General features: G+C 74.8%; 21 protein-coding genes and 1 tRNA gene. 11 read left to right on the plus strand and 11 right to left on the minus strand.

Annotated elements, in window-relative coordinates:
- Nucleotides 1-49: 49 nt before the first annotated feature.
- Nucleotides 50-2,323 (plus strand): putative bifunctional diguanylate cyclase/phosphodiesterase, encoded by a 2,274-nt coding sequence (locus ACI79R_RS22855; RefSeq protein ID WP_456575983.1) that lies wholly within the window; start codon nt 50-52, stop codon nt 2,321-2,323.
- 9 nt (nt 2,324-2,332) lie between these two features.
- Here ACI79R_RS22855 and nadA read toward each other — a convergent pair whose 3' ends face one another.
- On the minus strand, nt 2,333-3,364 hold the full coding sequence (gene nadA / locus ACI79R_RS22860; RefSeq protein WP_456575984.1) for a quinolinate synthase NadA: 1,032 nt from the start codon (nt 3,362-3,364) through the stop codon (nt 2,333-2,335).
- A 162-nt stretch (nt 3,365-3,526) separates the two neighbouring features.
- Between nadA and ACI79R_RS22865 the strand changes: the two genes are divergently transcribed.
- Genes ACI79R_RS22865 through ACI79R_RS22875 form a run of 3 tightly spaced genes read left to right on the plus strand, consistent with a single transcriptional unit; the run spans nt 3,527 to nt 6,047 of the window.
- Nucleotides 3,527-4,399, plus strand: coding sequence for an ABC transporter substrate-binding protein (locus ACI79R_RS22865; RefSeq protein ID WP_456575985.1), 873 nt, complete (start codon nt 3,527-3,529; stop codon nt 4,397-4,399).
- A complete protein-coding gene (locus ACI79R_RS22870; RefSeq protein WP_456575986.1) occupies nt 4,360-5,307 on the plus strand; it encodes an amino acid ABC transporter permease in 948 nt (315 codons plus the stop codon). Before ACI79R_RS22865 ends, ACI79R_RS22870 begins: the two co-directional genes overlap by 40 nt.
- A complete protein-coding gene (locus ACI79R_RS22875; protein WP_456575987.1) occupies nt 5,304-6,047 on the plus strand; it encodes an amino acid ABC transporter ATP-binding protein in 744 nt (247 codons plus the stop codon). Before ACI79R_RS22870 ends, ACI79R_RS22875 begins: the two co-directional genes overlap by 4 nt.
- Nucleotides 6,048-6,112: 65 nt before the next feature.
- On the opposite strand, the gene ACI79R_RS22880 is transcribed toward ACI79R_RS22875, so the two are convergent.
- From ACI79R_RS22880 to ACI79R_RS22905, 6 genes are all read right to left on the minus strand, one after another.
- A complete protein-coding gene (locus ACI79R_RS22880; protein WP_456575988.1) occupies nt 6,113-7,264 on the minus strand; it encodes a bifunctional RNase H/acid phosphatase in 1,152 nt (383 codons plus the stop codon).
- Nucleotides 7,261-8,001 (minus strand): zinc ribbon domain-containing protein, encoded by a 741-nt coding sequence (locus ACI79R_RS22885; RefSeq protein WP_456575989.1) that lies wholly within the window; start codon nt 7,999-8,001, stop codon nt 7,261-7,263. Before ACI79R_RS22885 ends, ACI79R_RS22880 begins: the two co-directional genes overlap by 4 nt.
- A 191-nt stretch (nt 8,002-8,192) precedes the next feature.
- Nucleotides 8,193-9,830 (minus strand): monocarboxylate uptake permease MctP, encoded by a 1,638-nt coding sequence (mctP, locus tag ACI79R_RS22890; protein WP_456575990.1) that lies wholly within the window; start codon nt 9,828-9,830, stop codon nt 8,193-8,195.
- Nucleotides 9,831-9,833: 3 nt separating this feature from the next.
- Nucleotides 9,834-10,181, minus strand: coding sequence for a DUF3311 domain-containing protein (locus ACI79R_RS22895; RefSeq protein WP_456575991.1), 348 nt, complete (start codon nt 10,179-10,181; stop codon nt 9,834-9,836).
- A gap of 33 nt (nt 10,182-10,214) precedes the next feature.
- On the minus strand, nt 10,215-11,036 hold the full coding sequence (locus ACI79R_RS22900; RefSeq protein WP_456575992.1) for a Nif3-like dinuclear metal center hexameric protein: 822 nt from the start codon (nt 11,034-11,036) through the stop codon (nt 10,215-10,217).
- A gap of 10 nt (nt 11,037-11,046) precedes the next feature.
- Nucleotides 11,047-11,559, minus strand: coding sequence for a GNAT family N-acetyltransferase (locus ACI79R_RS22905; RefSeq protein ID WP_456575993.1), 513 nt, complete (start codon nt 11,557-11,559; stop codon nt 11,047-11,049).
- A gap of 35 nt (nt 11,560-11,594) precedes the next feature.
- On the opposite strand from ACI79R_RS22905, the gene ACI79R_RS22910 reads away from it, so the two are divergent.
- The 4 genes from ACI79R_RS22910 (at nt 11,595) to ACI79R_RS22925 (ending at nt 17,268) form a co-directional block, all read left to right on the plus strand.
- Complete coding sequence (locus ACI79R_RS22910; protein WP_456575994.1) at nt 11,595-13,544, plus strand: FUSC family protein; 1,950 nt, start codon at nt 11,595-11,597, stop codon at nt 13,542-13,544.
- Between the two features lie 44 nt (nt 13,545-13,588).
- Nucleotides 13,589-14,566 (plus strand): alpha/beta fold hydrolase, encoded by a 978-nt coding sequence (locus ACI79R_RS22915; protein WP_456575995.1) that lies wholly within the window; start codon nt 13,589-13,591, stop codon nt 14,564-14,566.
- A gap of 129 nt (nt 14,567-14,695) precedes the next feature.
- Nucleotides 14,696-16,225 (plus strand): WS/DGAT/MGAT family O-acyltransferase, encoded by a 1,530-nt coding sequence (locus ACI79R_RS22920; protein WP_456575996.1) that lies wholly within the window; start codon nt 14,696-14,698, stop codon nt 16,223-16,225.
- Nucleotides 16,226-16,266: 41 nt separating this feature from the next.
- On the plus strand, nt 16,267-17,268 hold the full coding sequence (locus tag ACI79R_RS22925) for an NAD-dependent epimerase/dehydratase family protein (protein ID WP_456575997.1): 1,002 nt from the start codon (nt 16,267-16,269) through the stop codon (nt 17,266-17,268).
- A gap of 6 nt (nt 17,269-17,274) precedes the next feature.
- On the opposite strand, the gene ACI79R_RS22930 is transcribed toward ACI79R_RS22925, so the two are convergent.
- Nucleotides 17,275-18,186 carry an alpha/beta fold hydrolase gene (locus ACI79R_RS22930; protein ID WP_456575998.1) on the minus strand — a complete coding sequence of 304 codons (912 nt, stop codon included), beginning with the start codon at nt 18,184-18,186 and terminating at the stop codon, nt 17,275-17,277.
- A gap of 205 nt (nt 18,187-18,391) precedes the next feature.
- Here ACI79R_RS22930 and ACI79R_RS22935 point away from each other — a divergent pair, with 205 nt between their 5' ends.
- Nucleotides 18,392-19,198 (plus strand): esterase/lipase family protein, encoded by an 807-nt coding sequence (locus ACI79R_RS22935; RefSeq protein WP_456575999.1) that lies wholly within the window; start codon nt 18,392-18,394, stop codon nt 19,196-19,198.
- A 46-nt stretch (nt 19,199-19,244) separates the two neighbouring features.
- On the plus strand, nt 19,245-19,868 hold the full coding sequence (locus tag ACI79R_RS22940; RefSeq protein WP_456576000.1) for a hypothetical protein: 624 nt from the start codon (nt 19,245-19,247) through the stop codon (nt 19,866-19,868).
- Between the two features lie 14 nt (nt 19,869-19,882).
- Here ACI79R_RS22940 and ACI79R_RS22945 read toward each other — a convergent pair.
- The 3 genes from ACI79R_RS22945 to ACI79R_RS22955 all read right to left on the minus strand — a co-directional run bounded on the left by ACI79R_RS22945 (nt 19,883) and on the right by ACI79R_RS22955 (nt 21,085).
- Nucleotides 19,883-19,954 (minus strand) — tRNA-Val (locus ACI79R_RS22945).
- A gap of 195 nt (nt 19,955-20,149) precedes the next feature.
- The gene (locus ACI79R_RS22950) at nt 20,150-20,611 is read right to left on the minus strand and encodes a peroxiredoxin (protein WP_456576001.1); all 462 of its coding nucleotides are present in this window, start codon (nt 20,609-20,611) and stop codon (nt 20,150-20,152) included.
- Nucleotides 20,612-20,659: 48 nt separating this feature from the next.
- Nucleotides 20,660-21,085, minus strand: coding sequence for a DUF3052 domain-containing protein (locus ACI79R_RS22955; RefSeq protein WP_223220358.1), 426 nt, complete (start codon nt 21,083-21,085; stop codon nt 20,660-20,662).
- 334 nt (nt 21,086-21,419) lie between these two features.
- On the opposite strand from ACI79R_RS22955, the gene aceE reads away from it, so the two are divergent.
- Nucleotides 21,420-24,221 (plus strand): pyruvate dehydrogenase (acetyl-transferring), homodimeric type, encoded by a 2,802-nt coding sequence (gene aceE, locus ACI79R_RS22960; protein ID WP_456576002.1) that lies wholly within the window; start codon nt 21,420-21,422, stop codon nt 24,219-24,221.
- Nucleotides 24,222-24,277: the final 56 nt, after the last annotated feature.

Below are 24,277 nucleotides of genomic sequence, written 5' to 3' on the forward strand. Positions count from 1 at the left end.
GGCGCCGCAGCACCTACACCGGGTCCGCCGGCGGACCGATCTGGGCAGCATGGCCACCACTCCGCGCTCCCGGCTGCTGCCGGGCACCCCGCGCTGGGTGCTGGCTGCCGTCCTCGGCCTCGCCGCTTTCCAGGTGGCCGCCGTCGTGCTGCCCGCCGGCGCGCTGCCCGCCCCGGACAGCCCGGTCGGGCTCCTGCTCCGGGCGCCCATGCACGTCGGCATCTGCGCCCTGCTGCTGTGGCGGGCGCGCACGGTCGCCACCGAGCGGACGGTCTTCTGGCGGCTGGCGCTCGGCGCCGTCGTGCTCGGCACGCTGGTGCTCACCTGCGCGGTGCTCGTCCAGGTGCCGGCCGCCGCAGCGGCGGGCGCCGCGCTCCTGGCGTGGACGCCGGTCGTGGCCTTCCCGTTCTTCTACAGCGGCCTGATCCGCTGGAACCGCTACAGCACCAGCCTGGCCGACCCCAACGACGTGCTCAACGGCGTCTCCGCCGTGCTGGCCGTGGTGGCCGTGCTGAACGTGGCCGCGCCGTACCTGCCCGGCGACCTGGCCGCCCGGCCGTTCGGCGAGCTCCAGCCGCTGTTCGCCTACGCCGCGACCGGCGCCGTGCTCGCCGGCACCGCGCTGTCCGTGGTGTTCCTGGGCGCCATGCGCCGGGACCCGCGGATCTGGCTGGTCGCCGGGCTGTTCAGCACCTCGCTGGTGGGCAACGCGGCCACCCTGCTGACCGGCGGTGCGTTCCAGCCCTGGACCGCCGCCGTCGAGCCGCTGGGCATCGCCGCCCTCGCCGTCACCGCCTGCCTGCGCCCGTCCCGGACGGCGCCGCAGCCCACCGATCCGACCGCCTCCACGATCGGCGCCTTCGTGGTGATCATGGCCTCCACCGCGGTCCTGCTGGCGCAGTCGCTGAGCGCGCAGGTCTCCGCGGCGACCTGGTGCGCGGCGCTGGCCGCCTTCGGCGCCGGCCTCCGGATGCTGGTCAACGTCCGGGAGCTGGCCCAGCTGGCCGTCTCCCGCCGCGAGGCGCTCACCGACGAGCTCACCGGGCTGGCCAACCGCCGGGCGGTGCTGCGCCGGGTCGAGGAGCTGGGCCGCGGCGGCCTGCCGCAGGCCTTCGCCCTCCTCGACCTGGACAAGTTCAAGGAGGTCAACGACGGCCTCGGGCACGGCGCCGGCGACGAGCTGCTGCGCCTGGTCGCCGCCCGCCTCGAGCCCGCCCTGCGCGCGGGGGACCTGCTGGGCCGGCTCGGCGGGGACGAGTTCGCCGTCGTCGCGGCCCTCGAGCCCGACGCCGTCCCGGAGGCGGCCGCCACCGCCCTCTGCCGGCGGCTGCACGAGCGGCTCGCCGAGCCGTTCCTCGTCGAGGGCATGTCCGTGCACGTCACGGCCAGCATCGGCAGCACGACGGCGGCCGGTGGCGTCCCCGGCGGCTCCTGCACCCCGACCACGCTCCTGCGGCAGGCCGACGCCGCCATGTACGACGCCAAGCGCTCGGGCACCGGCAGCGCGGTCTACGACGTCGCCCGGCACTCGGTGAGCAGCGGCCACCTCGCGCTGGTCGAGGAGCTGCGCGCCGGCCTGGGCCGCGGCGAGCTCGTGCTGCACCACCAGCCCCAGGTCGACGTCGGGACCGGCCGGGTGGTGGGCGTCGAGGCGCTGGTCCGCTGGGCGCACCCGGTGCGCGGCCTGCTGCCGCCGGGTGAGTTCCTCCCGCTGGCGGAGGTCCACGGTCTGATGGGCACCCTCACCGACACGGTGGTCGCCGGCGCCGTGGCCCAGCTCGCCCAGTGGCAGCGCGCCGGCCTGGACCTGCGCATGTCGGTCAACCTGTCGGCCAGCAACCTGCTCGACACCCGCCTGCCGGAGCGGGTGGCCGGCCTGCTGCGGCTGCACGGCGTGCGGCCGCAGAGCCTGACGCTGGAGGTCACCGAGAGCGTGCTGCTCAGCGACCCCGAGCGCAGCCTCCAGGTGATCCAGGCGCTGGCCGACCTGGGGACGACGGTCAGCATCGACGACTTCGGCACCGGCTACTCGTCGCTGGCCTACCTGCGGGCCCTCCCGGTCGGCGAGCTCAAGCTCGACCGGTCCTTCACCGCCGAGCTGCTCACCGACGCGCGCACCGAGGCGATCGTGGCCAGCACCGTCGAGCTGGCCCACCGCCTGGGGCTGCGGGTGGTCGCCGAGGGCGTGGAGGACGAGGCGACCCTCGCCCGGCTGGCAGCACTGGGCTGCGACGAGTCGCAGGGCTACCTGCACTCCCGCGGGCTGCCCGCCGACGAGCTGGTGAGCTGGCTGTGCGCCGGCGAGCTGCTGCCGGTGGGCTGACCGGCCCGATCACTCCCCGCCGCGGCCGGGCTCCCCGATCGCGATCATCGCCTCGACGGCCCGGCGCGCCCGCGCCGCGGTGTCGGGGTCGACGTCGATGGCCCCCTCCCCGGTGCGCAGCGTGTGCAGCAGCTTCCCGGGCGTGATCATCTTCATGTACCGGCAGGCGGCGCGCTCGTTCATCGGGATGAACTGGGTGCCGCTGTTGAGCGCCCGCAGCTGGTGCAGAATGCCGACCTCGGTGGCCACCAGCACCTGACCGGCCGTCGTCCGCGCCGCGGCCTCGGCCATGCCGCCGGTGGAGAGCACGCGGGTGCGCTCGGCGGGCAGGTCGCCGTGGCTGACCAGGTCCAGCACCGAGGTGGTGCAGCCGCACTCGGGGTGCACGAGGATCTCGGCGTCCGGGTGGGCGGCGACCTGCGCGCGGACGTCGGAGGGGCTGATGCCCGCGTGCACGTGGCACTCCCCCGCCCACACGTGGATGTCCTCGCGGCCGGTGACCCGCTTGACGTGCGCACCGAGGAACTGGTCGGGGCAGAAGAGGATCTCCCGGTCGGCCGGGATGGAGCGGATGACGTCGGCGGCGTTGGACGACGTGCAGCAGATGTCGGTCTCGGCCTTCACCGCCGCGGTGGTGTTCACGTAGCTGACCACGACGGCGCCGGGGTGCTCGGCCTTCCACTCGCGCAGCTGCTCGGCGGTGATGCTGTCGGCCAGCGAGCAGCCGGCCGCGTGGTCGGGCAGCAGCACGGTCTTGTCCGGCGACAGGATCTTCGCCGTCTCGGCCATGAAGTGGACGCCGCAGAAGACGATCTCCCGGGCGTCGGTCTGCGCGGCGACCCGAGACAGGTACAGGGAGTCGCCGGTGAAGTGGGCGACGTCCTGGATCTCGGGCACCTGGTAGTTGTGCGCCAGGATCACGGCGCCGCGCTCGTCGGCCAGCCGCCGCACCTCGGCGGCCCAGCTCTCGTACTCGGCGGGCGACAGGGTGCGCTCGTCGCCGGTCACGGCGGGGGTGGCGGGCGCGATGGTCGCGGTCACGGGTGCTCCAGGTGTCAGCAGCGGGCGGCAGCGGCGTCCCGGTCAGCGCCGGCGGCGGCCGGCTGATTCCGCGGGGATCCCCCGCTCGGCGTGAGCCAGGGCACAGGACCGCTGCGATCTAGGATGCCTGCCGCCGTCTCTCCCGTCCGCAAGGGGCTCCCGATGCGCCGCCGTCCGCTCGTCCTCACCCTCCTGGCCGCCACCGCGCTGGCCGCCACCGCCTGCGCTCCGCAGGAGGAGTCCTCCGACGCCGGCGGCTCCGGCTCGACCGGCGGGTCGGGGTCCTGCACCCCCGCCGACCTCGACACCCTCGAGCCCGAGACCCTCACCATCGCCACCGACGAGCCGGCCTACGAGCCGTGGGTGGTCGGCGACGCGCCGGAGAGCGGCGAGGGCTTCGAGGCCGCGGTGGCCTACGCGGTCGCCGAGGAGCTCGGCTACTCCGAGGACCAGGTCACCTGGACGCGCGTGCCGTTCAACGCCGCCATCCAGCCCGGCCCCCGGCCGTTCGACTTCGACATCAACCAGTTCTCGATCACCGAGGAGCGCCGGCAGGCGGTCGACTTCTCCTCGCCGTACTACACGGTGACCCAGGCGGTCATCACCACCGCCGGCTCCGCCGCCGACGGCGCGACCAGCGTCGAGGAGCTCCGCGGCCTGCGGATCGGCGCCCAGGTGGCCACGACGAGCCTCGACGTCCTCACCGAGGTCATCGACCCCGAGAGCGACCCGGTGGTGTTCAACTCCAACGACGACGCCAAGCTCGCGCTGCAGAACGGCCAGGTCGACGCGATCGTGGTCGACCTGCCGACCGCCTTCTACATCACCTCCGCCGAGCTGGACAACGGCGTGATCGTCGGCCAGCTCGAGGACTCCGGGGAGGGCGGCGACCAGTTCGGCCTGCTCCTGGCCAAGGACAGCCCGCTGACCGACTGCGTGAGCCAGGCGGTCGACGCCCTCCGCGAGGACGGCACCCTGGCCGAGCTCGAGCAGGAGTGGCTCGCCGACGTCGCCGACGCCCCCGTCCTCAACTGAGCTCGACCCTGCCGGGCACCGGTCCGGCCGATCCCCCGAGCGGCGTCGCCGATCCCGCCGTCCTGCCCCCGCCGAGCGCGCTGGAGCTGGACCGGCGGGCCTGGCGGCGCCGCCGGGCGCGTCGCTCGACCCTGGTCGCGCTGGCCTCGACGCTGCTCTTCGCCGTCGTCGCCTACCTGGTGGTCACCCGGTCGCCGGGCTGGCCGCGGGTGCAGGCGACCTTCTTCTCCCCCGAGAAGGCGTGGGAGGCGCTGCCGGAGATCGCCGAGGGCCTGCTGGTCAACCTGCAGGTGCTCGTGGTCGGCGGGATCGCGGTGCTGCTGCTCGGCCTGCTGGTCGCGGTGGTGCGCACCCTCCGCGGGCCGGCGTTCGCGCCGCTGCGGATCCTCGCGACCGCCTACGTCGACCTGTTCCGCGGCGTGCCGCTGATCATCACGCTCTACCTGGTGGGCTTCGGCTTCCCGGCGCTGGGCCTGCAGGGCATCCCGACGTCGCCGTTCGTGCTGGGCACGATCGCGATCGTGCTGACCTACGGCGCCTACGTCGCCGAGGTGTTCCGGGCCGGCATCGAGTCGGTGCACCCCAGCCAGCGGCTGGCCGCCCGCTCCCTCGGGCTCACCCACCGGCAGACGATGCGGATCGTCGTCCTGCCGCAGGCGCTGCGCACGGTCACGCCGGCGCTACTCAACGACTTCGTCGCGCTGCAGAAGGACGTCGGGCTGATCTCGGTGCTCGGCGCGGTGGACGCCGTCCGGTCGGCGCAGATCATGGTCGGCCAGGACTTCAACTTCACGCCGTACGTGGTGGCCGGGCTGCTGTTCGTGCTGCTCGCCGTCCCGTCGGCGCGGCTGGCCGACGCGGTGACGGCGCGGGCACGGCGGCGGCAGCAGAGCGGGTCGCTGCTGTGAGCGTCCTCGAGCTGCGCAACATCGTGAAGGCGTTCGGCACCAACGTGGTGCTGCGCGGGGTCGACCTCTCCGTCGACGAGCACCAGGTGGTCGCGCTGATCGGCGGCTCGGGCTCGGGGAAGTCCACGCTGCTGCGCTGCGCCAGCCTGCTGGAGACGGTGAACGACGGGCAGGTGCTGCTCGACGGCGAGGACGTCACCGACCCGCGGGTGGACGCCGACGCCGTCCGCCGCCGCATGGGCGTGGTGTTCCAGGCCTACAACCTCTTCCCGCACCTGTCCGTGCTCGACAACGTCACGCTCGCACCGACCGCCGTCCACGGCCGGCCCCGGGCGGAGGCGGTCGAGGAGGCACACGCGCTGCTGGCCCGCATCGGGCTGGCGGACAAGGCCGGCGAGTACCCCGACCGGCTGTCAGGTGGGCAGCAGCAGCGGGTGGCGATCGTCCGCGCGCTCGCCGTCCGCCCGCGGGTGCTGCTGCTCGACGAGATCACCAGCGCGCTGGACCCCGAACTGGTCGGTGAGGTGCTCGGCGTGGTCCGCGAGGTCGCCGGCCAGGGCATGACCATCGTGATGGCCACCCACGAGATGGGCTTCGCCCGTCAGGTGGCCGACACGGTGGCGTTCCTCGACGGCGGGGTGCTGCTGGAGTCCGGCCCGCCGGAGCAGGTGCTCGGCGAGCCGGTGCACCCGCGCACCCGGCAGTTCCTGGCCCGGGTGATCGACGCCGGCCGGCTGTAGTTCCACAGCCTGCGGGGTCCGGACGCGGGGGCCGGAGGCCTCCCGGCCGGATCCCGCGGGTGGGCTCAGCGCAGGTCGGGGACGGCACCTGGCCGCGGTGCCGCCTGGAGGGCGCCGATGTGCATGGTGTCGTTGACCAGCCGCACCGAGTGCCGGCCGTCGGTCGACCAGGCGACGGTCGACAGCGACGCCGCGCCGAGGAACAGCCGGTGCACCACGGCGTCGTCGACGTCGAGGGCCGCGGCCAGCATCAGCTTGATCGGCGTCACGTGGCTGACCACCAGCACGGTGCGGCCGCGGTGCTCCCGCAGGATGCGCGCGCGGGCCCGGCCGACCCGGGTGCTGACGTCGGCGATCGACTCCCCGCCCGGGGCCGGCACCGCGACGTCGTCGAACATCCGCCGGGTGGCCAGTGGGTGCCGCTGCAGCGCCTCGGCCAGGGTGAGCCCCTCGAGGTCGCCGAAGTCGAGCTCGACCAGGTCGTCGTCGAAGCCCACCGGCAGGCCCAGCGCGCCGGCGACGATCTCCGCGGTCTCCCGGGTGCGGCGCAGCGGCGACGCGATCACGACCTCGATGCCCAGCCCGGCCGCGCGGACGGCGGCAGCCTCGGCCTCGGCCCGCCCGAGCGCCGACAGCGGCAGGTCGTTGCGGCCGCTGAACCGCCGCTCGGGCGTGTGCTCGGTCTGCCCGTGCCGCAGCAGGTGGGTCACCGTGGTGACCACCGGCGCGCGCTCGGCCACCGGCTGGACGTCGTCCTCGGTGGTGGCCGGCTCGGCGGCGAGGTCACGGTGCACCGGCTTGCCGTCCATGGCGCTGTTGGCCAGCGCGTCGGCGGCGCCGTTCTGCGCCCGCGGCACCCAGGTGTAGCGGACGGCGCCCAGCTCGCGGGCGATCGCGCAGGCCTGCAGCGCGAGCTTCTGCATGTCGGGGTGCTTGACCTTCCAGCGACCCGACATCTGCTCGACGACGAGCTTGGAATCCATCCGCACCTCGACCTCGGCGTCGGAGGCCGAGCCCCCGCAGAGGTCGAGGACGGCCTGCAGGCCGGCGACCAGCCCCCCGTACTCGGCGACGTTGTTCGTCGCCCGGCCCACCGAGGCGGCGCGTTCGGCGAGGACCTTTCCGGTCGCGGGGTCGCGCACCAGCGCGCCGTAGCCGGCCGGGCCGGGATTGCCCCGGGAGCCGCCGTCCGCCTCGACGACGAACCGGCGGCTCACAGTCCGGACTCGGCGGTGCGGACCAGGATCCGCCCGCAGTTCTCGCACCGCACGACCTCGTGCGGATCGGCGTTGCGCACCGCCGCGAGCTCGCGCCCGTTCAGCTCGATCCGGCAGCCCTGGCACTGCCGCGCCTTGAGCATCGCCGCGCCGGTCGTGCCGGTCTGGGCGCGGACCCGGTCGTAGAGCGCCAGCAGCGCCGCCGGGATGGTGGCGGCCGCGTCGGACCGTGCCTGCTCGTGCCGGGCGGTGCCGTCGGCGATGTCGGCGAGCGCGTCGTCGCGCAGCTGCTCGGCGCGCTCCCGCTCGGCGCGCGCACCCTCCAGGCCCTGCCGGGCCTCGGCCAGCGCGGCCTCGGCCGTCTCCAGCTGCTCCATGAGCTCGAGCTCCTGGTCCTCCAGGTCGCCCTGGCGGCGGGCCAGCGACTGCAGCTCGTGCTGGAGGTCGGTCATCTGCTTGGCCGACACGCTGCCGGAGTCCAGCAGCCGCTGGTCCTTCGCCGCACGCTGGCGCACGGTCTCGACGTCGGCCTCGAGCCGCTTCACGTCGCGCTCGAGGTCGCGGACGGCGGTCTCGGCGCGCACCACGGCGTCGGAGAACCCGCGCTCGGCCTCGGCGGCGGCCTCGACCGCGGCGTTCTCCGGGAGGTTCCTGCGCCGGTGGGCGAGCTGGCCGAGCGCGACGTCCTCGGCCGCGAGGGCCAGGAGCTTCTGCTGGTCGAAGTGGTCGGCCTTCACCACATCAACCTACCGGGGCGCAGCCCCGGCCTCTGGCCTCAGGCCCCGTGCAGGGTCCCGCCGCGAGCCTGCGAGCGGTGGGGGGCACGGGGTCCTTCGACTACCGGGGCGCAGCCCCGGCCTCTGGCCTCAGGCCCCGTGCAGGGTCCGGCCGCGAGCCTGCGAGCGGTGGGGGGCACGGGGTCCTCCGACTACCGGGGCGCAGCCCGGCTCCCTGCCCCGGCGGCTCCCGGCGGCGCCGACTCCAGTGGGTCGGGCAGGTCGCGGACGGTGGGGTCCTCGCGCTCGGCGGTGTAGTCGCTGGGCGCCGTCCCGTCGACGCCGTCGTCCACCCGCATCGCCCGGAGGACGACGGTCACGACCACCGCCACCAGCAGGTTGGCCAGCAGCGCGAGGAATCCGGCGTAGACCGACGCCTGGCTGTCGAAGCCGAAGTTCGCGAGCGGATAGGACGACCCGCCGAAGTGCTCCCGGACGACGGAGCCGTCTGGCCCCAGCCGCGGGATGTCGTAGACCATCAGCAGCCCGGTGGCCATGCCCGCGACCCACCCGGCGATCAGCGCGCCCCGGTGCAGCCACCGGGTGAACAGCCCCAGCGCCACCGACGGCAGCGTCTGCAGGATGATCACGCCGCCGATCAGCTGCAGGTCGATGGAGAACTGCGGATCGAGGAAGAGGATCGCCGCGACCGCGCCGAACTTGACCACCAGCGAGACGATCTTGGCCACCCGCGCCTCCTGGTGCGGGGTGGCGTCCTTCTTCAGGTACTCCTTGTAGATGTTGCGGGTGAACAGGTTCGCCGCGGCGATCGACATGATCGCCGCCGGCACCAGCGCCCCGATGCCGACCGCGGCGAACGCGATGCCGGCGAACCAGCTGGGGAACATCTCCTGGAACAGCACCGGGACGACGGTGTTGCCGTCCCCGCCGATCGGCTCCACCCCGGCGGCGATCGCCATGAACCCCAGGAGCGCGATCAGCCCGAGGGCGAGGCTGTAGAGCGGCAGCGCGCTCATGTTCCGCTTGAGCACGTCGCGGTTGCTGGCGGCCAGCACGCCGGTGATCGAGTGCGGGTAGAGGAAGAGTGCGAGCGCCGAGCCCAGGGCCAGGGTCGCGTACCCGAGCTGCCCCGACGCCGGGAGGATCGTGCCGCTGGGGAACTTCTCCTCGGCCGCACCGAAGATCGCGTCCCACCCGCCGAGCTTCGACGGGATCACGATGACCGCCACGATGATCGTCAGGTAGATCAGCGTGTCCTTGACGAAGGCGATCAGCGCCGGCGCCCGCAGCCCGGAGTTGTAGGTGTACAGCGCGAGGATCACGAACGCGACGATCAGCGGCAGCTCGCCCTCGACCCCCATCGCCTTGAGCACCGCCTCGATGCCGACCAGCTGCAGGGCGATGTAGGGCATCGTCGCGACGATCCCGGTGATCGCCACCAGCAGCGCCATCGTCGGGGAGTCGAACCGCGACCGGACGAAGTCGGCCGGGGTGACGAACCCGCGGACGTGGCTGACCGACCACAGCCGGATCACCACGAGGAAGACCAGCGGATAGATGATGATCGTGTACGGGACGGCGAAGAACCCGGCCGCGCCGGCACCGAACATCAGCGCCGGCACGGCGACGAAGGTGTACGCCGTGTAGAGGTCGCCGCCGAGCAGGAACCAGGTGATCCACGAGCCGAAGCTGCGCCCGCCCAGGCCCCACTCGTCCAGGTGCATGAGGCTCTGCGCCCGCCGCCACCGCGCGGCGGCGAAGCCCATCACGGTGACCACCAGGAACAGCGCGACGACGATCGTCAGCTCGACGGTGTTGACGCCGTCCACCGCTCAGCCCTCCCCGTCGCGGGGGCCGGTGTCCCGGGCGCCGGAGTCCCGGGCGATGGCGTCACGGGCGATGGCGTCACGGGCGGCCCGCTGCTGCTCGGGGCTGCGCCGGGTCATGCGGTAGACCAGCGCGGTCGTCGCCACCCCGAGCGCCACGAAGGCCAGCTGCAGCCAGTAGAACAGCGGCCAGCCGAAGAGCGTCGGCTCGACGGAGTTGTAGAGCGGCACGACCAGCACCGCGACGATCGGCACGAGCAGCAGCCAGTTCCAGGGGCTGCGGTCGCTGCGCGCCGGCGCGAGCCCCTCGGGTGACCGGCGCTCGCGGCCCGGCGGCGGAGCAGCGGTGGACAACGTCGTCCTCCTCCCCCGGGCCGGGCCCGGCGTTCAGCCCTCGGCCCCCGTGTGCCAGGTCCACGGATCGGTGCGGATCGTCGAGACGACCACCTCGACCCGCCCGGACAGGTCGTCGCGCAACGTCCGCGCGGCCACCGGCAGCCAGGGCCACTCGCTGGCGAAGTGTGCTACGTCACAGAGGGCCGGGCCACCCGACTCCTGGGTCTCCGACGCGGGGTGGTGCCGCAGGTCGCTGGTGAGGAGGACGTCGGCGCCGGCGGCCGCGGCGGCGCCGGTCAGCGAGCCGCCGCTGCCTCCGCACACGGCGACGGTGGCGACCTGCCGGTCGGGGTCACCGGCGATCCGCACGCCCCAGGCGGTGCGCGGCAGCCGGGCCGCGGCGTGCGCGGCGAAGTCCCGGAGCGTGGTGGGCCGCGGCAGCCGGCCGATCCGCCCCAGGCCGGCTCCGGGCCGGCCGGGCACCGGCTCCAGGGGGACGGCGTCGACCAGCCCGAGGGCCGCGGCGAGCGCGGCGTTCACCCCGACGTCGGGCGCCCGGTCGGCGTTCGTGTGCGCGGCGAACAGCCCCGCGCCGGCCCGGACCAGCCGGTGCACCAGGCGGCCCTTGGGGTCGTCGGCCGGGATGCCGTGCACGCCGCGGAGGAACAGCGGGTGGTGGGTGACCAGCAGGCCGGCGCCGGCGGCGACCACCTCGTCGACGACGGCCGCCACCGGGTCGACGGCGAACACCACCCGCTCGACCGGCTCGTCCCGGTCGCCGCACACCAGGCCGACGGCGTCCCAGTCCTCGGCCAGCGCCGGGTCGTAGCGGGCCTCGAGGGCGGCGACGACCTCGCCGAGGGTTGCGGGCACGCGCCGGAGACTAGGCGAGGCCGGGCGGGCCGACGTCGCGGACCATGACCACCCGCCGTCCGTACCGGTCCAGGCCGAGGGCGGCCTCGTGCGCGCGGACCGCGGCCAGCCGGGGCCCCGGATCCGGGTCCTCGCGCCAGCCGCGCCGGGCGTACCAGGGGGCGTTCCACGGCACGTCGGCGTAGGTCGTGAGCGTGATCCGCCGGGCCCCGGCCGCGCTCGCCTCCGCCACGGCGGCCGCCAGCAGCGCGCTGCCCAGCCCGCGCCGGGCGGCGGCCGGGTGCACCGACAGCTGCTCCAGGTGGACGTCGTCGTCCACCCGTTCCAGCACCGCGAACCCGGCCGGCGGCCGGCCGGCGACCAGCACCCGCCAGGCCGCGGCCCGCTCCGCCGCGGACGCCGGCGGCGGCAGGTCGGTCATGCCGAGCGGCCCGAACACCTCGTCGGCGGCCGCCTCCAGGGCGGGGAGGAGGCGGAGGTCGGCCGGGTCGGCGGGGCGCACCGCGTCGTCGTCCGTGGCCACGCGGGCAGCGTGCCAGGGATGGCAGGCTCGACGCCGTGGCGGAGAGGGGGTTGCGGGCGCCGGCGTGGCTGGAGGAGCTGGTCCGCACCACGCCTCCCGCCGTGCCGTGGCGCGACGTCGTCCGCTTCGCCGTCACCGTGCCCACGCCGCTGGCCGTCGCCGTGCTGGTGGCCGGGGGGATCGAGCAGGGCCCGGAGCTCGGCGCGGGCGTCTTCGCCACGACCGGCGCGCTCGCCGGGGCGCTGGCCCCGATGGGCGGCCCGCTGCGGGAGCGGCTGCGGCGCACCGCCGCGGCGGCCGGCCTGGGCGGCATCGGGCTGGTCGTCGGGCAGTACGCCGCGGGCGGCGGCTGGCTGCCGGTGCTGGTCGTCGCGCTGCTCTCGGCGGTGGCCGCGCTGATCAGCGCGGTCAACTCGGCGCTGAGCCTGGGCGCTCTGCAACTGCTGGTCTACACCGCCCTGTCCTCGGGCCTGGTGACACCGCTGCCGATCACCGCCGAGGTCGCCTTCTTCCTCGCCGGCGCGGCCTGGGCCACGCTCACCACGCTGGTGCAGGCCGCGACCGTCGCCCGCGACCCCGACCGCACCGCCGTCGCCGCCGTCTTCACCCGCATCGGCGAGCTGCTCGCCGCCGTGGGCACCGACGACGTCGACGAGGCGCGCCGCCGGCTGACCACCGCGCTCAACGACGCCTACGACCGGGTCATCCGCTCCCGCAGCCACTCCGCCGGGCGGAACCGGGAGCTCTCCGAGCTCGCCGGCGTCCTCAACGCCGCCGCTCCCCTGGTGGAGGGCGCGGTGGCCAGCGTGCGCGCGGGGGTGCCGGTCGACCCCCGCGACGTGACGGCGGTGCACGCGCTGGCCGCCGCGGTCACCGGCGAGCGCGAGCTGCCGCCGGACCGGCCGGCCCCGCTGGAGGAGGGGGCGCCCACCCGGCGGGCGGTGCGGCACGGGCTGCGGCTGGTGTGGAACGTCGTCGGCGACCCCGAGGAGCGCGCCGGCGCCGCGGTGCCGCAGCAGCGGCCGGATCTGCGGACCCGGCTGCGCGACCTCGCCGACCGCACGGTGGCCAGCCCCGACAGCCGCGGCTTCGCCGTCCGCCTGACGCTGTGCATGACGATCGCGGAGATCGCCCGCCAGACCCTGCCGCTGGAGCGGCCGTACTGGGTGCTGCTGACCGTCGCGATCGTGCTCAAGCCCGACTTCGGCTCGGTGTTCACCCGGGCCGTGCAGCGCGGGGCGGGCACCCTGCTGGGCGTGCTCGTCGGCTCGCTGCTCTTGAGCGTGCTGCCCCGCAACGGCTGGGTGCTGGTGGCCATGGCCGTGGCGGCCGGGCTGCTGCCCTGGGCCCGGGCGGCGAACTTCGGGCTGTTCTCCGTCTTCCAGACGCCGGTGATCATCCTGCTGCTGGACCTCGCCCTGCCCGGCGGCCCGGAGCTGGTCGGCGCCCGGCTGGTCGACACCCTGGTCGGCTGCGCGATCGTGCTGGTCATCGGGTACGCGCTGTGGCCGCAGACCTGGCGGGCACCGCTGGACGAGGCGCTGCGCGACGCCGCCTCCGCCCTCGACCGGTTCGTCGAGGCGGCGTTCACCGGCAGCCCGGCCGAGCGCCGCCGGGCGCGGCGGCGCAGCTACCGGGCGCTCACCGAGCTGCAGACCCAGCTGCAGCGCCGGCTGGCCGAGCCGCCCCCGATCAGCACGCGGGCGGCGGCCTGGTGGCCGGTCATCGTGCAGCTGGAGCGGACCTCGGACGCGGTCACCGAGGCGGTCATCGCCGTCCGCACCGGGGAACCGGCCCCCGACCTCGCGCAGGTGGCGGTGCTGCGCAAGGCCATCCGGGAGCTGGAGGACGACGTCCGCGAGCACCGGTCGCCCGACGACGCCGAGATCCACGCCGAGGGCGTGCTCGCCCCCGTCGCGCGGGAGGTCGACGCGGCGCGGCGGCTGGTGCGCGACGCCGCGCCGGGGCGACCCGCGGGCAGCTGAGCCGCGCGGTTGCGCCGCCCCTCCCCCGCCCCTGGGATGGGCGGGTGCCCCTGCCGCCCGGCGTCATGTCCCCGGTCCCCCTCCCGCCCGGCCCGCCGCCACCGGGCTCGCGCACCGTGCGCACCGACGACGGCGTCGACCTGCACGTCGAGGTGGACGGCCCCGAGGACGCCGCGCTCACCGTGGTGTTCAGCCACGGCTTCACCGCCCGCTCGGCCGAGTGGGACCTGCAGCGGGCCGCGCTGCGCGGCCGCGCCCGCCTGGTGTTCTGGGACCACCGCGGCCACGGGCGCTCGGGCTGGACCCGGCTGACCGCGGCCACCATCGACCGCACCGGCCGCGACCTGGGCCAGGTGCTGGACGCCGTCGTCCCCGAGGGGCCGGTCGTGCTGGCCGGGCACTCGATGGGCGGGATGAGCGTGATGGCGCTGGCCCGCCAGCGCCCGGAGCTCGTCGGCGGCCGGGTCGTGGGCGCGTTCCTCCTGGCCACCTCGGCCGGCGGCCTGGTGAGCAGCGGCGTCGTCGGCTGGGCGCTGAAGGTGGTGCGCGCCGTCGGCCTGCTGCCGCTGTACCTGCGCGTCCTGCAGGCGCTCGCGCCGCTGCTGGAGCGGTTCCGCCGCCGCGGCACCCGGATCGGCCGCTGGTTCACCCGGCGCTACCTGTTCGGCCGGGACGACGCCGACCTCGCCGACGTCCGCCTCGTGCAGACGCTGCTGGAGGAGACCCCGTACCCGGTGACGATGGCGTTCTGGGCGACCTTCCTCGACCACGACGAGACCGCCGCCCTGCCGGTGCTGGGCCGGGTGCCGGTCACCGTCGTCGCCGCGACGCACGACCGGCTCACCCCGGTCGGCCACGGCCGCCGCCTGGCCGAGCTGCTCGGCCCCGGCACCGAGCTGGTGGTCGTGCCGGGAGCCGGGCACAGCGTCAACCTGACCCGCACCGAGGTGGTCGACCGCGCGCTGCTCGAGCTGCTCGACCGGGTCGAGCAGCGCCTCCGGGACGACCGCGCGGCCGGTTGAGCAGCGACTGTGCCTCGCGCCACAGCCCGGCTTGCGCCGGCCCCGGGCCGCTCATAGCTTCGCGGAGCACCACGACGGGGACGACGACCTGCTGCCGGCCGCCCGGCAGCGGAACGCGAGGAGCAGACCGTGGACCGCTTGAGCCCGACCGACGCCGGCTTCTACTACGCCGAGAGCGAGAACACCCCGCTGCACGTGGGCTCGGTCGCCGTCTTCGAGGGCCCGGCCCCCACCTACGGCGAGATCATCCGGCTGCTGCTCAGCAAGCTGCCGCTGGTGCCGCGCTACCGGCAGCGGGTGCGGCCGGTGCCGATGCAGCTCGGCCGCCCGCTGTGGGTCGACGACCCGCACTTCCAGATCCTGTACCACGTGCGGCACACCGCGGTGCCCAGCCCGGGCAGCGAGGAGCAGCTGCGCAACCTGGCCGGCCGGGTGCTCGGTCAGCGCCTGGACCTCGCCAAGCCGCTGTGGGAGCTGTGGCTGGTCGAGGGCCTGGAGAACGGCCGCTGGGCGATCATCTCCAAGGTCCACCACTGCATGGTCGACGGCGTCGCCGGCACCGACCTCATGCAGCTGATGTTCGACCTCACTCCCGACGCCAAGCACTCCGAGCCGCAGGACTGGACGCCGCAGCGCTCCCCCTCGAGCGTCGAGATCGTCGCCGGCGCGGTGCAGGAGGCGATCACCGAGCCGCTGCGCCAGCTGACCCACACCGCCGACGTCACCGGCAGCGTCGGCCGGCTGGCCAAGGGCGCGGTGAGCACTACCCGCTCGCTGCTCGGCGGCATCCCGACGCTGGCCAGGCAGCTGACCACCCCGGTGGCCCGGTCGCTGTCGGGCCCGATCGGCCCGCACCGGCGCTGGGCGTGGACCGAGGCGGAGTTCGACGAGCTCAAGGGCGTGCGCACCGCGCTGGGCGGCACCGTCAACGACGTCGTCCTCGCCGCCATCACCCGCGGCTTCCGCGACCTGCTGGAGCGGCGCGGCTCGCTGCGCGACGGCCTGGTCGTGCGGTCGATGGTGCCGATCTCGATGCGGCAGGAGACCGAGCGCAACAAGCTCGACAACCGGATCACCGCCGTCTTCGTCGACCTGCCGGTCGCCGAACCCGACCCGGCCGCCCGGCTGGCCTCGGTGCGCCGGCAGATGGACGAGTACAAGTCGATGATGCAGCTGGTCGACGCCCGCTCGATCATCGCGATGGGCGACTTCGTGGCCCCGACGCTGCTCTCGCTGGGCGTGCGCGCGGCCCTGGGCGCCAGCCAGTTCTACTCGCAGGCGGTCACCACGAACGTGCCCGGCCCGCGGGTGCCGCTGTACGTGCTCGGCCGGCGGATGTGCTCGGCGCACGCCTACGTGCCGATCGCCGGCGGCACGCGGGTGTCGATCGGGATCTTCTCCTACCTGAACACGATGACCTTCGGCATCAACGCCGACTTCGACGGCTTCCCCGACATCGACGTCCTCGCCGGCGGCATCCGGCGCGGGCTCGACGAACTCAAGGAGCTCGCGGCGACCGCCGGCGCCGAGCGGGCGGCCGCCGCCGGCAGCGGGGAGAAGGCGGCCGCCTCCGGCGGGGAGAAGGCGGCGCCCTCCGGCGGCGGGCAGAAGGCCGCCTCCGGCGGCGGCGGCAAGGGCAAGAAGGCCGCGGCCCGCTGAGCCGGCGGTGTGAGGCAGGCGCGGGCGGGTAGCGGGGCCAGGTGGCTGCCGAGACCGACCTGACCGTTGCCGTCACCGGCCCGACCGGCACCTTCGGCGCCGGCCTGGTGCCCCTGCTGCAGGCCGACGACCGGGTGTCGCGGATCGTGGGCATCGCCCGCCGTCCGTTCGACCCGGCCGAGCGCGGCTGGACGAAGATGGAGTACCGGCGCGGAGACGTCCGCGACCCCGAGGCGCTGCGCGAGGCGTTCGCCGGCGCCGACGTGGTGGTGCACCTGGCGTTCCTCATCACCGGCAACGCCTCCCGGGAGACCACCCGGGCGATCAACGTCGACGGCACGCTCAACGTCTTCCGCGCCGCCGCCGACGCCGGCGCCCGGCGGTTCGTCTACGCCTCCTCGGTGGCCGCCTATGGCTTCCACCCCGACACCCCGGAGCTGATCGAGGAGGCCTGGCCGGTGCGCCCGGCGACCCGGCTGTTCTACGCGCAGGAGAAGGCCGAGCTCGAGCGGCTGCTGCGGCTGGAGGCGGCCGACACGCCGTCGCTGGCGCTCTACCTGCTGCGCCCGCCGGTGGTGCTCGGCCCCAACGTGATCGGCGGGAAGGACGTCCTGCCCGGCCCGCTGGCGCCGCTCGGCCGCCGGCTGTTCAGCCGGCCGCGCCGGCTGCCGGTGCCGCTCCCGGTGGTCGTGCCGGAGCTGCCGCTGCAGTTCGTCCACGAGGACGACGTCGGCCAGGCGCTGCAGCTGTGCGTGGTGGCCGCAGGACCGCCCGGGGCCTACAACATCGCCGGGGACGGCGTCCTCACCGCCGCCGACGTCGCGCGGGAGTTCGGCGCGCTGCCCATCCCCGTGCCCCCGGGACCGGCGCAGGCGGCGGCCCGCGCCGTCGCGGCCCTGCCGTTCCTCCCGCCCGCCGCCGAGTGGGTGGAGGCCATGAGCCACCCGGTGATCATGGACACCACCCGGGCCAGGGAGCAGCTGGGCTGGCGTCCGCACTACAGCGGCCTGGAGGCGCTGCGGGACACGTTCCGGGCGGGCTGACCCGGCTCACGCCGGGGAGCGCACCTCCGCGGTCTCGTCCAGCCACGCCAGCACGTGCTCGGCGACGACGCCGGGCACCTGCAGCTGGGGCACGTGGCCCACGTCGGGCAGCTCGACGTAGCGCCACGCCGGGTGCGTGCGCGCCGCGTCGCGGGCGGCGGCGACCGGCACCAGCCGGTCGCGGTCGCCGTGCACCAGCAGCACCGGCTGGGTCACCGCCTGCATCGCCTCCCGGTAGCGGCGCGGGTCGGCGAGCACCCACAGCAGCGAGCGGGCGGCGGCGAGGAACGCCTTGTCCATGCCTTCGACGTCCTGCCGCTCCTCCAGCAGCGTCACCGACCGGTCGATGATCGACGCCGGCAGGCTGTCGGGCTGCACGCCCACCAGGCGCAGCATCTCGCGGACCCGGGTCAGCGGCGTCTGGCGGGTGCGGCGCAGCCACAGGAACCGCTCGCCGACGAAGGGGACGGCGTAGACCGCGAACTGCAGGGCGACGAAGGGGTCCAGCGCACGGCGCGGTCCGGGGATCGCCGGGTCGAGCAGCACCAGGCCGGTGACCGTCTGCGCCGACCGCGCCCCCGCGAACAGCGAGATCATCCCGCCCATCGAGTTGCCGACCAGCACCACCGGGCCGCCGACGACCTCGCGCACGAAGCGGTCGAGCACCAGCACGTTGGCCGGCACGCTGGCGCGCCGGCTGCCCGGCTCGCTGCGGCCGAAGCCGGGCAGGTCGAGGGCGTACACGCGGGCGTGCGGGGTGAGCAGCGGGGCGAGCAGGTCCCAGTTCAGGTGCGAGCCGCCCAGCCCGTGCACCAGCACCAGCGTCGGGCCGTCCGCCCGGCCGCCGAAGTCGATGTAGTGCACCGGCCCGTCGAGGTCCACCGTGCGGCTCTGCCCCGGAGCGCTCGCCTCGTCCACCCGTTCTCCTCCCGCTGGTCGTGCCCCCACCGTGGCACGCGCGCCGCGCCGCCGCAGGGCGCTACCGGGCGGACGTGAGCGACCGCTATGACGCAGGACACATTTGGGCAACATCTGCGTAGCGCGGCGGATGCACCGGGTGTGAGCCAGGCCGCACATTGGTACAGGCCCGTACCGACGGACCGGGAACCGGCAGGAGGACGACGTGGCACGACTGCAGGACGACGGTCCGGCGCTCCCGCTGTACCTCACCGAGCCCACCCGGGCGGTCGCGGACTTCGGGCTGTACCTCGCCGCGCGGCCGCTGCTCCCCCGGCTCCCGCAGGGCGACGCCCACCCCGTCCTCGTGCTGCCCGGCCTGCTGGCCGACGACGCCTCCACCCGGGCGCTGCGCTCGGTGCTGCGGCGGCTGGGCTACCGGGTGCACGGCTGGCGGCTGGGCCGCAACATCGGCCCCACCCCGGCGTGCGTCAACGGCATGCGCCGGCGGCTGGACGACCTCTCCGACCGCTACGGCCGGCCGCTGAGCCTCGTCGGCTGGAGCCTCGGCGGCATCTTCGCCCGCGAGCTGGCGCGCCAGACCCCCGACTCGGTGCGCCAGGTGGTCACCCTGGGCAGCCCGTTCCGGCTCACCCGGCACAGCCAGACCCGCGCCACCCCGGTGTTCGAGCGCTTCTCCCACCTGCACGTGGACACCCTGTCGCTGCCGCTGCAGAGCGAGACGGCGCCGATGCCGGTACCGGCGACGTCGATCTACTCCCGCCAGGACGGCATCGTCCACTGGCAGACGTGCCTGGAGACCCCCGGCCCGCGCACGGAGAACATCGCCGTCTACGCCAGCCACCTGGGCCTGGGCCACCACCCGGCGGTGCTGTACGCGCTGGCCGACCGGCTGGCCCAGCCCGAGGGCACCTGGTCGCCGTTCCGGGCGCCGCTGGTGCTGCGGCCGGCGTTCCCGCGGCCCGACGTCCCGGTGGCGGGCAGCCCGGTCGCGGCGGCGCGGGCGGCCTGAGCGCGGCAGGCCCCCGGCCCGGCTGCGCCGGTGCCAGACTCCCGCCGTGCCCACGCCCGATGACGTCGTCACCGCCGCCGAGGTGCTCCAGGTCCTGGCCGGCTGCCCCGACGACGACCCCCGCTGGCAGGACGTCGCGGCGCCGACCCGCTGGACCGCGGCCCGCACCGTCGAGCACGTCGCCGACGCGCTGGTCTTCTACGCCGGCCAGGTCGCCCGGCGGGCCGACCGCAGGCTGCCCGTGCTCCGCGACGGGCGCTCCGCCCCGCCGTCCGAGCAGCTGGACAACGTGCTGACCGGCGCCCACGTGCTCGCCGGCCAGCTCCGCGACCTCGGCGACGGCCGCGCGTTCCACCCCAGCGGACGGGCCGACGCTGCCGGCTGGGCGGGGATGGCGGTCACCGAGCTGCTCGTCCACGGCACGGACGCCGCCGGGGCCCTCGGCATCCCGCTGGAGCTCCCGGAGGACGTCTGCGCCCGGACGGTGGCGCGGGTCTTCCCGTGGCTGGACGCCGCCGCCGCGACCGGCGGCGAGCTGCTCCTGGCGGTGACCGGCCGGGCCACCGTGGCCGGCGTGCCCGACGACCCGCAGTGGTGGTGGCAGTCCGCGCCGCTCGCGGAGTGGGACGGCGCGCCCCGGCAGCGGACCGTGCGGCCGGGGTGGCACTGACGCGGGACCAGAGGTGGGCGCGGCAGGGATCGAACCTGCGACCGCTCGCTTGTAAGGCGAGAGCTCTCCCGCTGAGCTACGCGCCCCGCACGCCCCAGCATAAGGACCCGCCTGCCCCCCGCCGCTCGACGCTCGCGACGGGAGCCTGCAGGCGGGCCCCGGGTGGTGGGGGGGGGGGGGGGGGGGGGGGGGGGGGGGGGGGGGGGGGGCGGGGGGGGGGGGGGGGGGGGGGGGGGGGGGGGGGCCGCCCCCCCCCCCCCCCCCCCCCACCCCGTGGTGGATCAGGCGGCCAGCTGCGCGACCGCGTCCTTCCAGCCGCTCTGCTGACGGGCGTCACCGGGCTGGTTGACCTCGGCGAAGGCGATCTTCCCCTCGGCGTCGACCAGGAAGGTGCCACGCACGGCCATGCCGGCCTTCTCGTTGAAGACGCCGTAGGCCTGCGCGGTCACGCCGTGCGGCCAGAAGTCCGACAGCAGCGGGAAGTCGAAGCCCTCCTTCTCGCGGAAGGCCTTGAGGCTGAAGACGGGGTCGGTGCTGATGGCGAGCACCCGCACCCCGGCGTCGGTGTAGGTGGTCAGCTCGTCCCGCAGCTGGCACAGCTCGCCGGTGCAGATGCCGGAGAAGGCGAACGGGTAGAAGACCAGCAGGACCGGCGTCCCGCGGAGCTCCGCGAGGGACACGACCTGCTTGTCCTGGTCGGGGAGGCTGAACTCGGGCGCGACGTCACCGACGGAGAGGCTCATGGCCTGAGATCGTGCCGCACGCGGCGTCCCGCCCCGACGCTGGGGCGGTCATCGCCGGGAGCGCGCCGCCTTCGGCGTGACCAGGCGGATGCCCGACCACTCCTTGGCCGCCGAGATGCTGCTGGTCTGCTGCAGCCCCGCCGTGGGCGCGACCTCGGTGACGTCACCGGGCTCGACGTGGCCGGGGCGGCCGGACTTGGGCACCAGCAGCCAGACGACGCCCTCGTCGGCCAGCGACGTCAGGGCGTCGGTGAGGGCGTCGAACAGGTCGCCGTCGTCCTCGCGCCACCACAGGACGACGACGTCGGCGACCTCGTCGGTGTCCTCGTCGACCATCTCGCTGCCGGAGACCTCGACGATGGAGTCGCGCAGGTCCTCGTCGGCGTCCTCGTCCCAGCCGAGCTCCTGCACGACCATGCCCGGCTTGATGCCCAGCCGGGCCGCCATGCTGGCGCTGCCCGAGTCGACGCTCATCCCTGCTGTTCCTCCATGGGGTAGGTGGCGGTCGCACGGCCGCCGTCGAGGTGCTGCCCGGCCGCGGGCCGGGGAGGTGCGGGAAGGGGGGTACCCGACGGCGTGGGGACGGACAGGACCGGCGGGAGACTCACCCGCAGCCTGGTCATGTCACCCCTTCCGCCCTCGGTACTGCGCGCGCCGGCTGTTCGGTACGCGTGGGCGGAAGCGTAGGGCATGCCTGGTCAGGCGCAAGCGCTCCGCGAGGGCTCGTCGGCCCGCGCGCGCCGTGCGACGCGAGTTCCGACAGGGACGCGCGCGTGACTCGGGGCGCACGGCGGGAGACGATGGGCGCATGAGCGCACCGCAGCAGTCGGACGGCGATCCCGCCCGCGACGGAGGCCAGCCCCGGTCGGTCATCACCGACGGGCTGCCCAGCCAACTGGTCGACACCGACCCCGACGAGACCCAGGAGTGGGTCGATTCCCTCGACGCCGTCGTCGACCACGCCGGCCGCGGCCGCGCCCGCTACCTGATGCTGCGGCTGCTGGAGCGCAGCCGGGAGCAGCAGGTGGGCGTCCCGGCCCTGCGCAGCACCGACTACATCAACACCATCCCGCCGGAGCGCGAGCCCTGGTTCCCCGGCGACGAGCACGTCGAGCGCCGCATCCGCGCCTACATCCGGTGGAACGCCGCGATCATGGTGCACCGCGCGCAGCGGCCCGGGATCGGCGTCGGCGGGCACATCTCGTCCTACGCGTCGTCGGCGTCGCTGTACGAGGTCGGCTTCAACCACTTCTTCCGCGGCAAGGACCACCCCGGCGGCGGCGACCAGATCTGGTTCCAGGGGCACGCCTCCCCCGGCATCTACGCCCGCGCCTTCCTCGAGGGTCGGCTGTCCGAGCAGCAGCTCGACGGCTTCCGCCAGGAGGTCAGCCACCCCGGCGGCGGGCTGTCGTCCTACCCGCACCCGCGGCTGATGCCGGACTTCTGGGAGTTCCCCAGCGTCTCGATGGGCCTGGGCCCGATGAACGCGATCTACCAGGCGCGGTTCAACCGCTACCTGCACGCGCGCGGCATCAAGGACACCTCCGACCAGCACGTCTGGGCCTTCCTCGGCGACGGCGAGATGGACGAGCCGGAGTCGCTGGGCCTGATCGGCCTGGCCGCCCGCGAGGAGCTGGACAACCTCACCTTCGTCGTCAACTGCAACCTGCAGCGCCTCGACGGCCCGGTGCGCGGCAACGGCAAGGTCATCCAGGAGCTGGAGTCCTTCTTCCGCGGCGCCGGCTGGAACGTCATCAAGGTGATCTGGGGCCGGGAGTGGGACGCGCTGCTGGCCGCCGACCGCGACGGCGCGCTGGTCAACCTCATGAACCAGACGCCGGACGGCGACTACCAGACCTACAAGGCCGAGGACGGCGCCTTCGTCCGCGAGCACTTCTTCGGCCGCGACCCCCGCACCCGCAAGCTCGTGGAGAACATGAGCGACAAGGAGGTCTGGAACCTCTCCCGCGGCGGGCACGACTACCGCAAGGTCTACGCGGCGTTCAAGGCGGCGCAGGAGCACAAGGGCCAGCCCACGGTCATCCTCGCCAAGACCATCAAGGGCTGGACGCTCGGCAGCCATTTCGAGGGCCGCAACTCCACGCACCAGATGAAGAAGCTGACCGCCGAGGACCTCGCCCTCTTCCGCGACCGGCTCTACCTGGACATCCCCGACTCGGCGCTGGACAAGACCCTGCCGCCGTACTACAAGCCCGACCCCGACTCCGACGAGATGCAGTACATGCTCGAGCGGCGGCGGGCCCTCGGTGGGGCGGTACCGCGGCGCCGCTCGGAGTTCAAGGCGTTGAAGGCGCCCGAGGACAAGGCGCTCGACGTCCTGCGCCGCGGCTCCGGCAAGCAGGAGGTGGCGACGACGATGGCGTTCGTCCGCCTGCTCAAGGAGCTGCTGAAGGACCCGGAGCTCGGCCCGCGGTTCGTGCCGATCATCCCGGACGAGGCCCGCACGTTCGGCCTGGACTCGCTCTTCTCGTCGCACAAGATCTACAACCCGGCCGGGCAGCGCTACACCTCGGTCGACCGCGAGCTGATGCTCGCCTACAAGGAGTCCGAGCAGGGCGTGATCCTGCACGAGGGCATCAACGAGGCGGGGTCCACCGCGTCGTTCACCGCCGTCGGCACGTCGTACTCGACGCACGGCGAGCCGATGATCCCGATCTACATCTTCTACTCGATGTTCGGGTTCCAGCGGACCGGCGACGGCTTCTGGGCCGCCGCCGACCAGATGACCCGCGGCTTCGTGCTCGGCGCCACCGCGGGGCGGACGACGCTCAACGGCGAGGGCCTGCAGCACGAGGACGGCCACTCGATCCTGCTGGCGCACACCAACCCGGCCGTGGTGACCTACGACCCCGCCTTCTCCTACGAGGTCGCGCACATCACCCGGGACGCCCTGGTGCGGATGTACGGCAACGACCCCGGCGCGCCGCTGGGCGGGCACCGGTCGCCGGACGTCATGTACTACCTGACGGTCTACAACGAGCCGTTCCACCAGCCGGCCGAGCCCGAGGACCTCGACGTCCAGGGCCTGCTGGCCGGCATGTACCGCTACGCCCCCGGCCAGGGCGACGGGCCGAGGGCCCAGGTGCTGGCCTCCGGTGTCGCCGTGCCGTGGGCGCTGCGCGCCCAGGAGCTGCTGCGCGAGGACTGGGGCGTGGCGGCCGACGTCTGGTCGGTCACCTCCTGGACCGAGCTGCGCCGGCAGGCCGACGAGTGCGAGGAGTGGAACCTCCTGCACCCCGGCGAAGAGGAGCGCGTGCCCTACGTGACCTCGCGCCTGCAGGACGCCCCCGGGCCGGTCGTGGCCGTGTCGGACTGGATGAAGTCCGTCCCCGACCTGATCGCGCCGTTCGTCCCCGGCGGGATGGCCACGCTCGGCACCGACGGGTTCGGGCTCTCCGACACCCGCCCGGCGCTGCGCCGGCACTTCCACGTGGACGCCGAGTCGATCGTCGTCCGCACGCTGGCGTCGCTGGCCAAGCGCGGTGAGGTCGACCGCGACGTCGTCCGGCAGGCCGTCGAGAAGTACCAGGTGAACGACGTGCAGGCGGCTCCCGCCGAGGAGCGGACCGACCCCAGCCCCGCCACCTGAGCCGGCGGTGGGGGGGGGGGGGGGGGGGGGGGTGGGGGCCGCCCCCCCCCCCCCCC

The organism is Blastococcus sp. SYSU D00820, assembly GCF_054050695.1.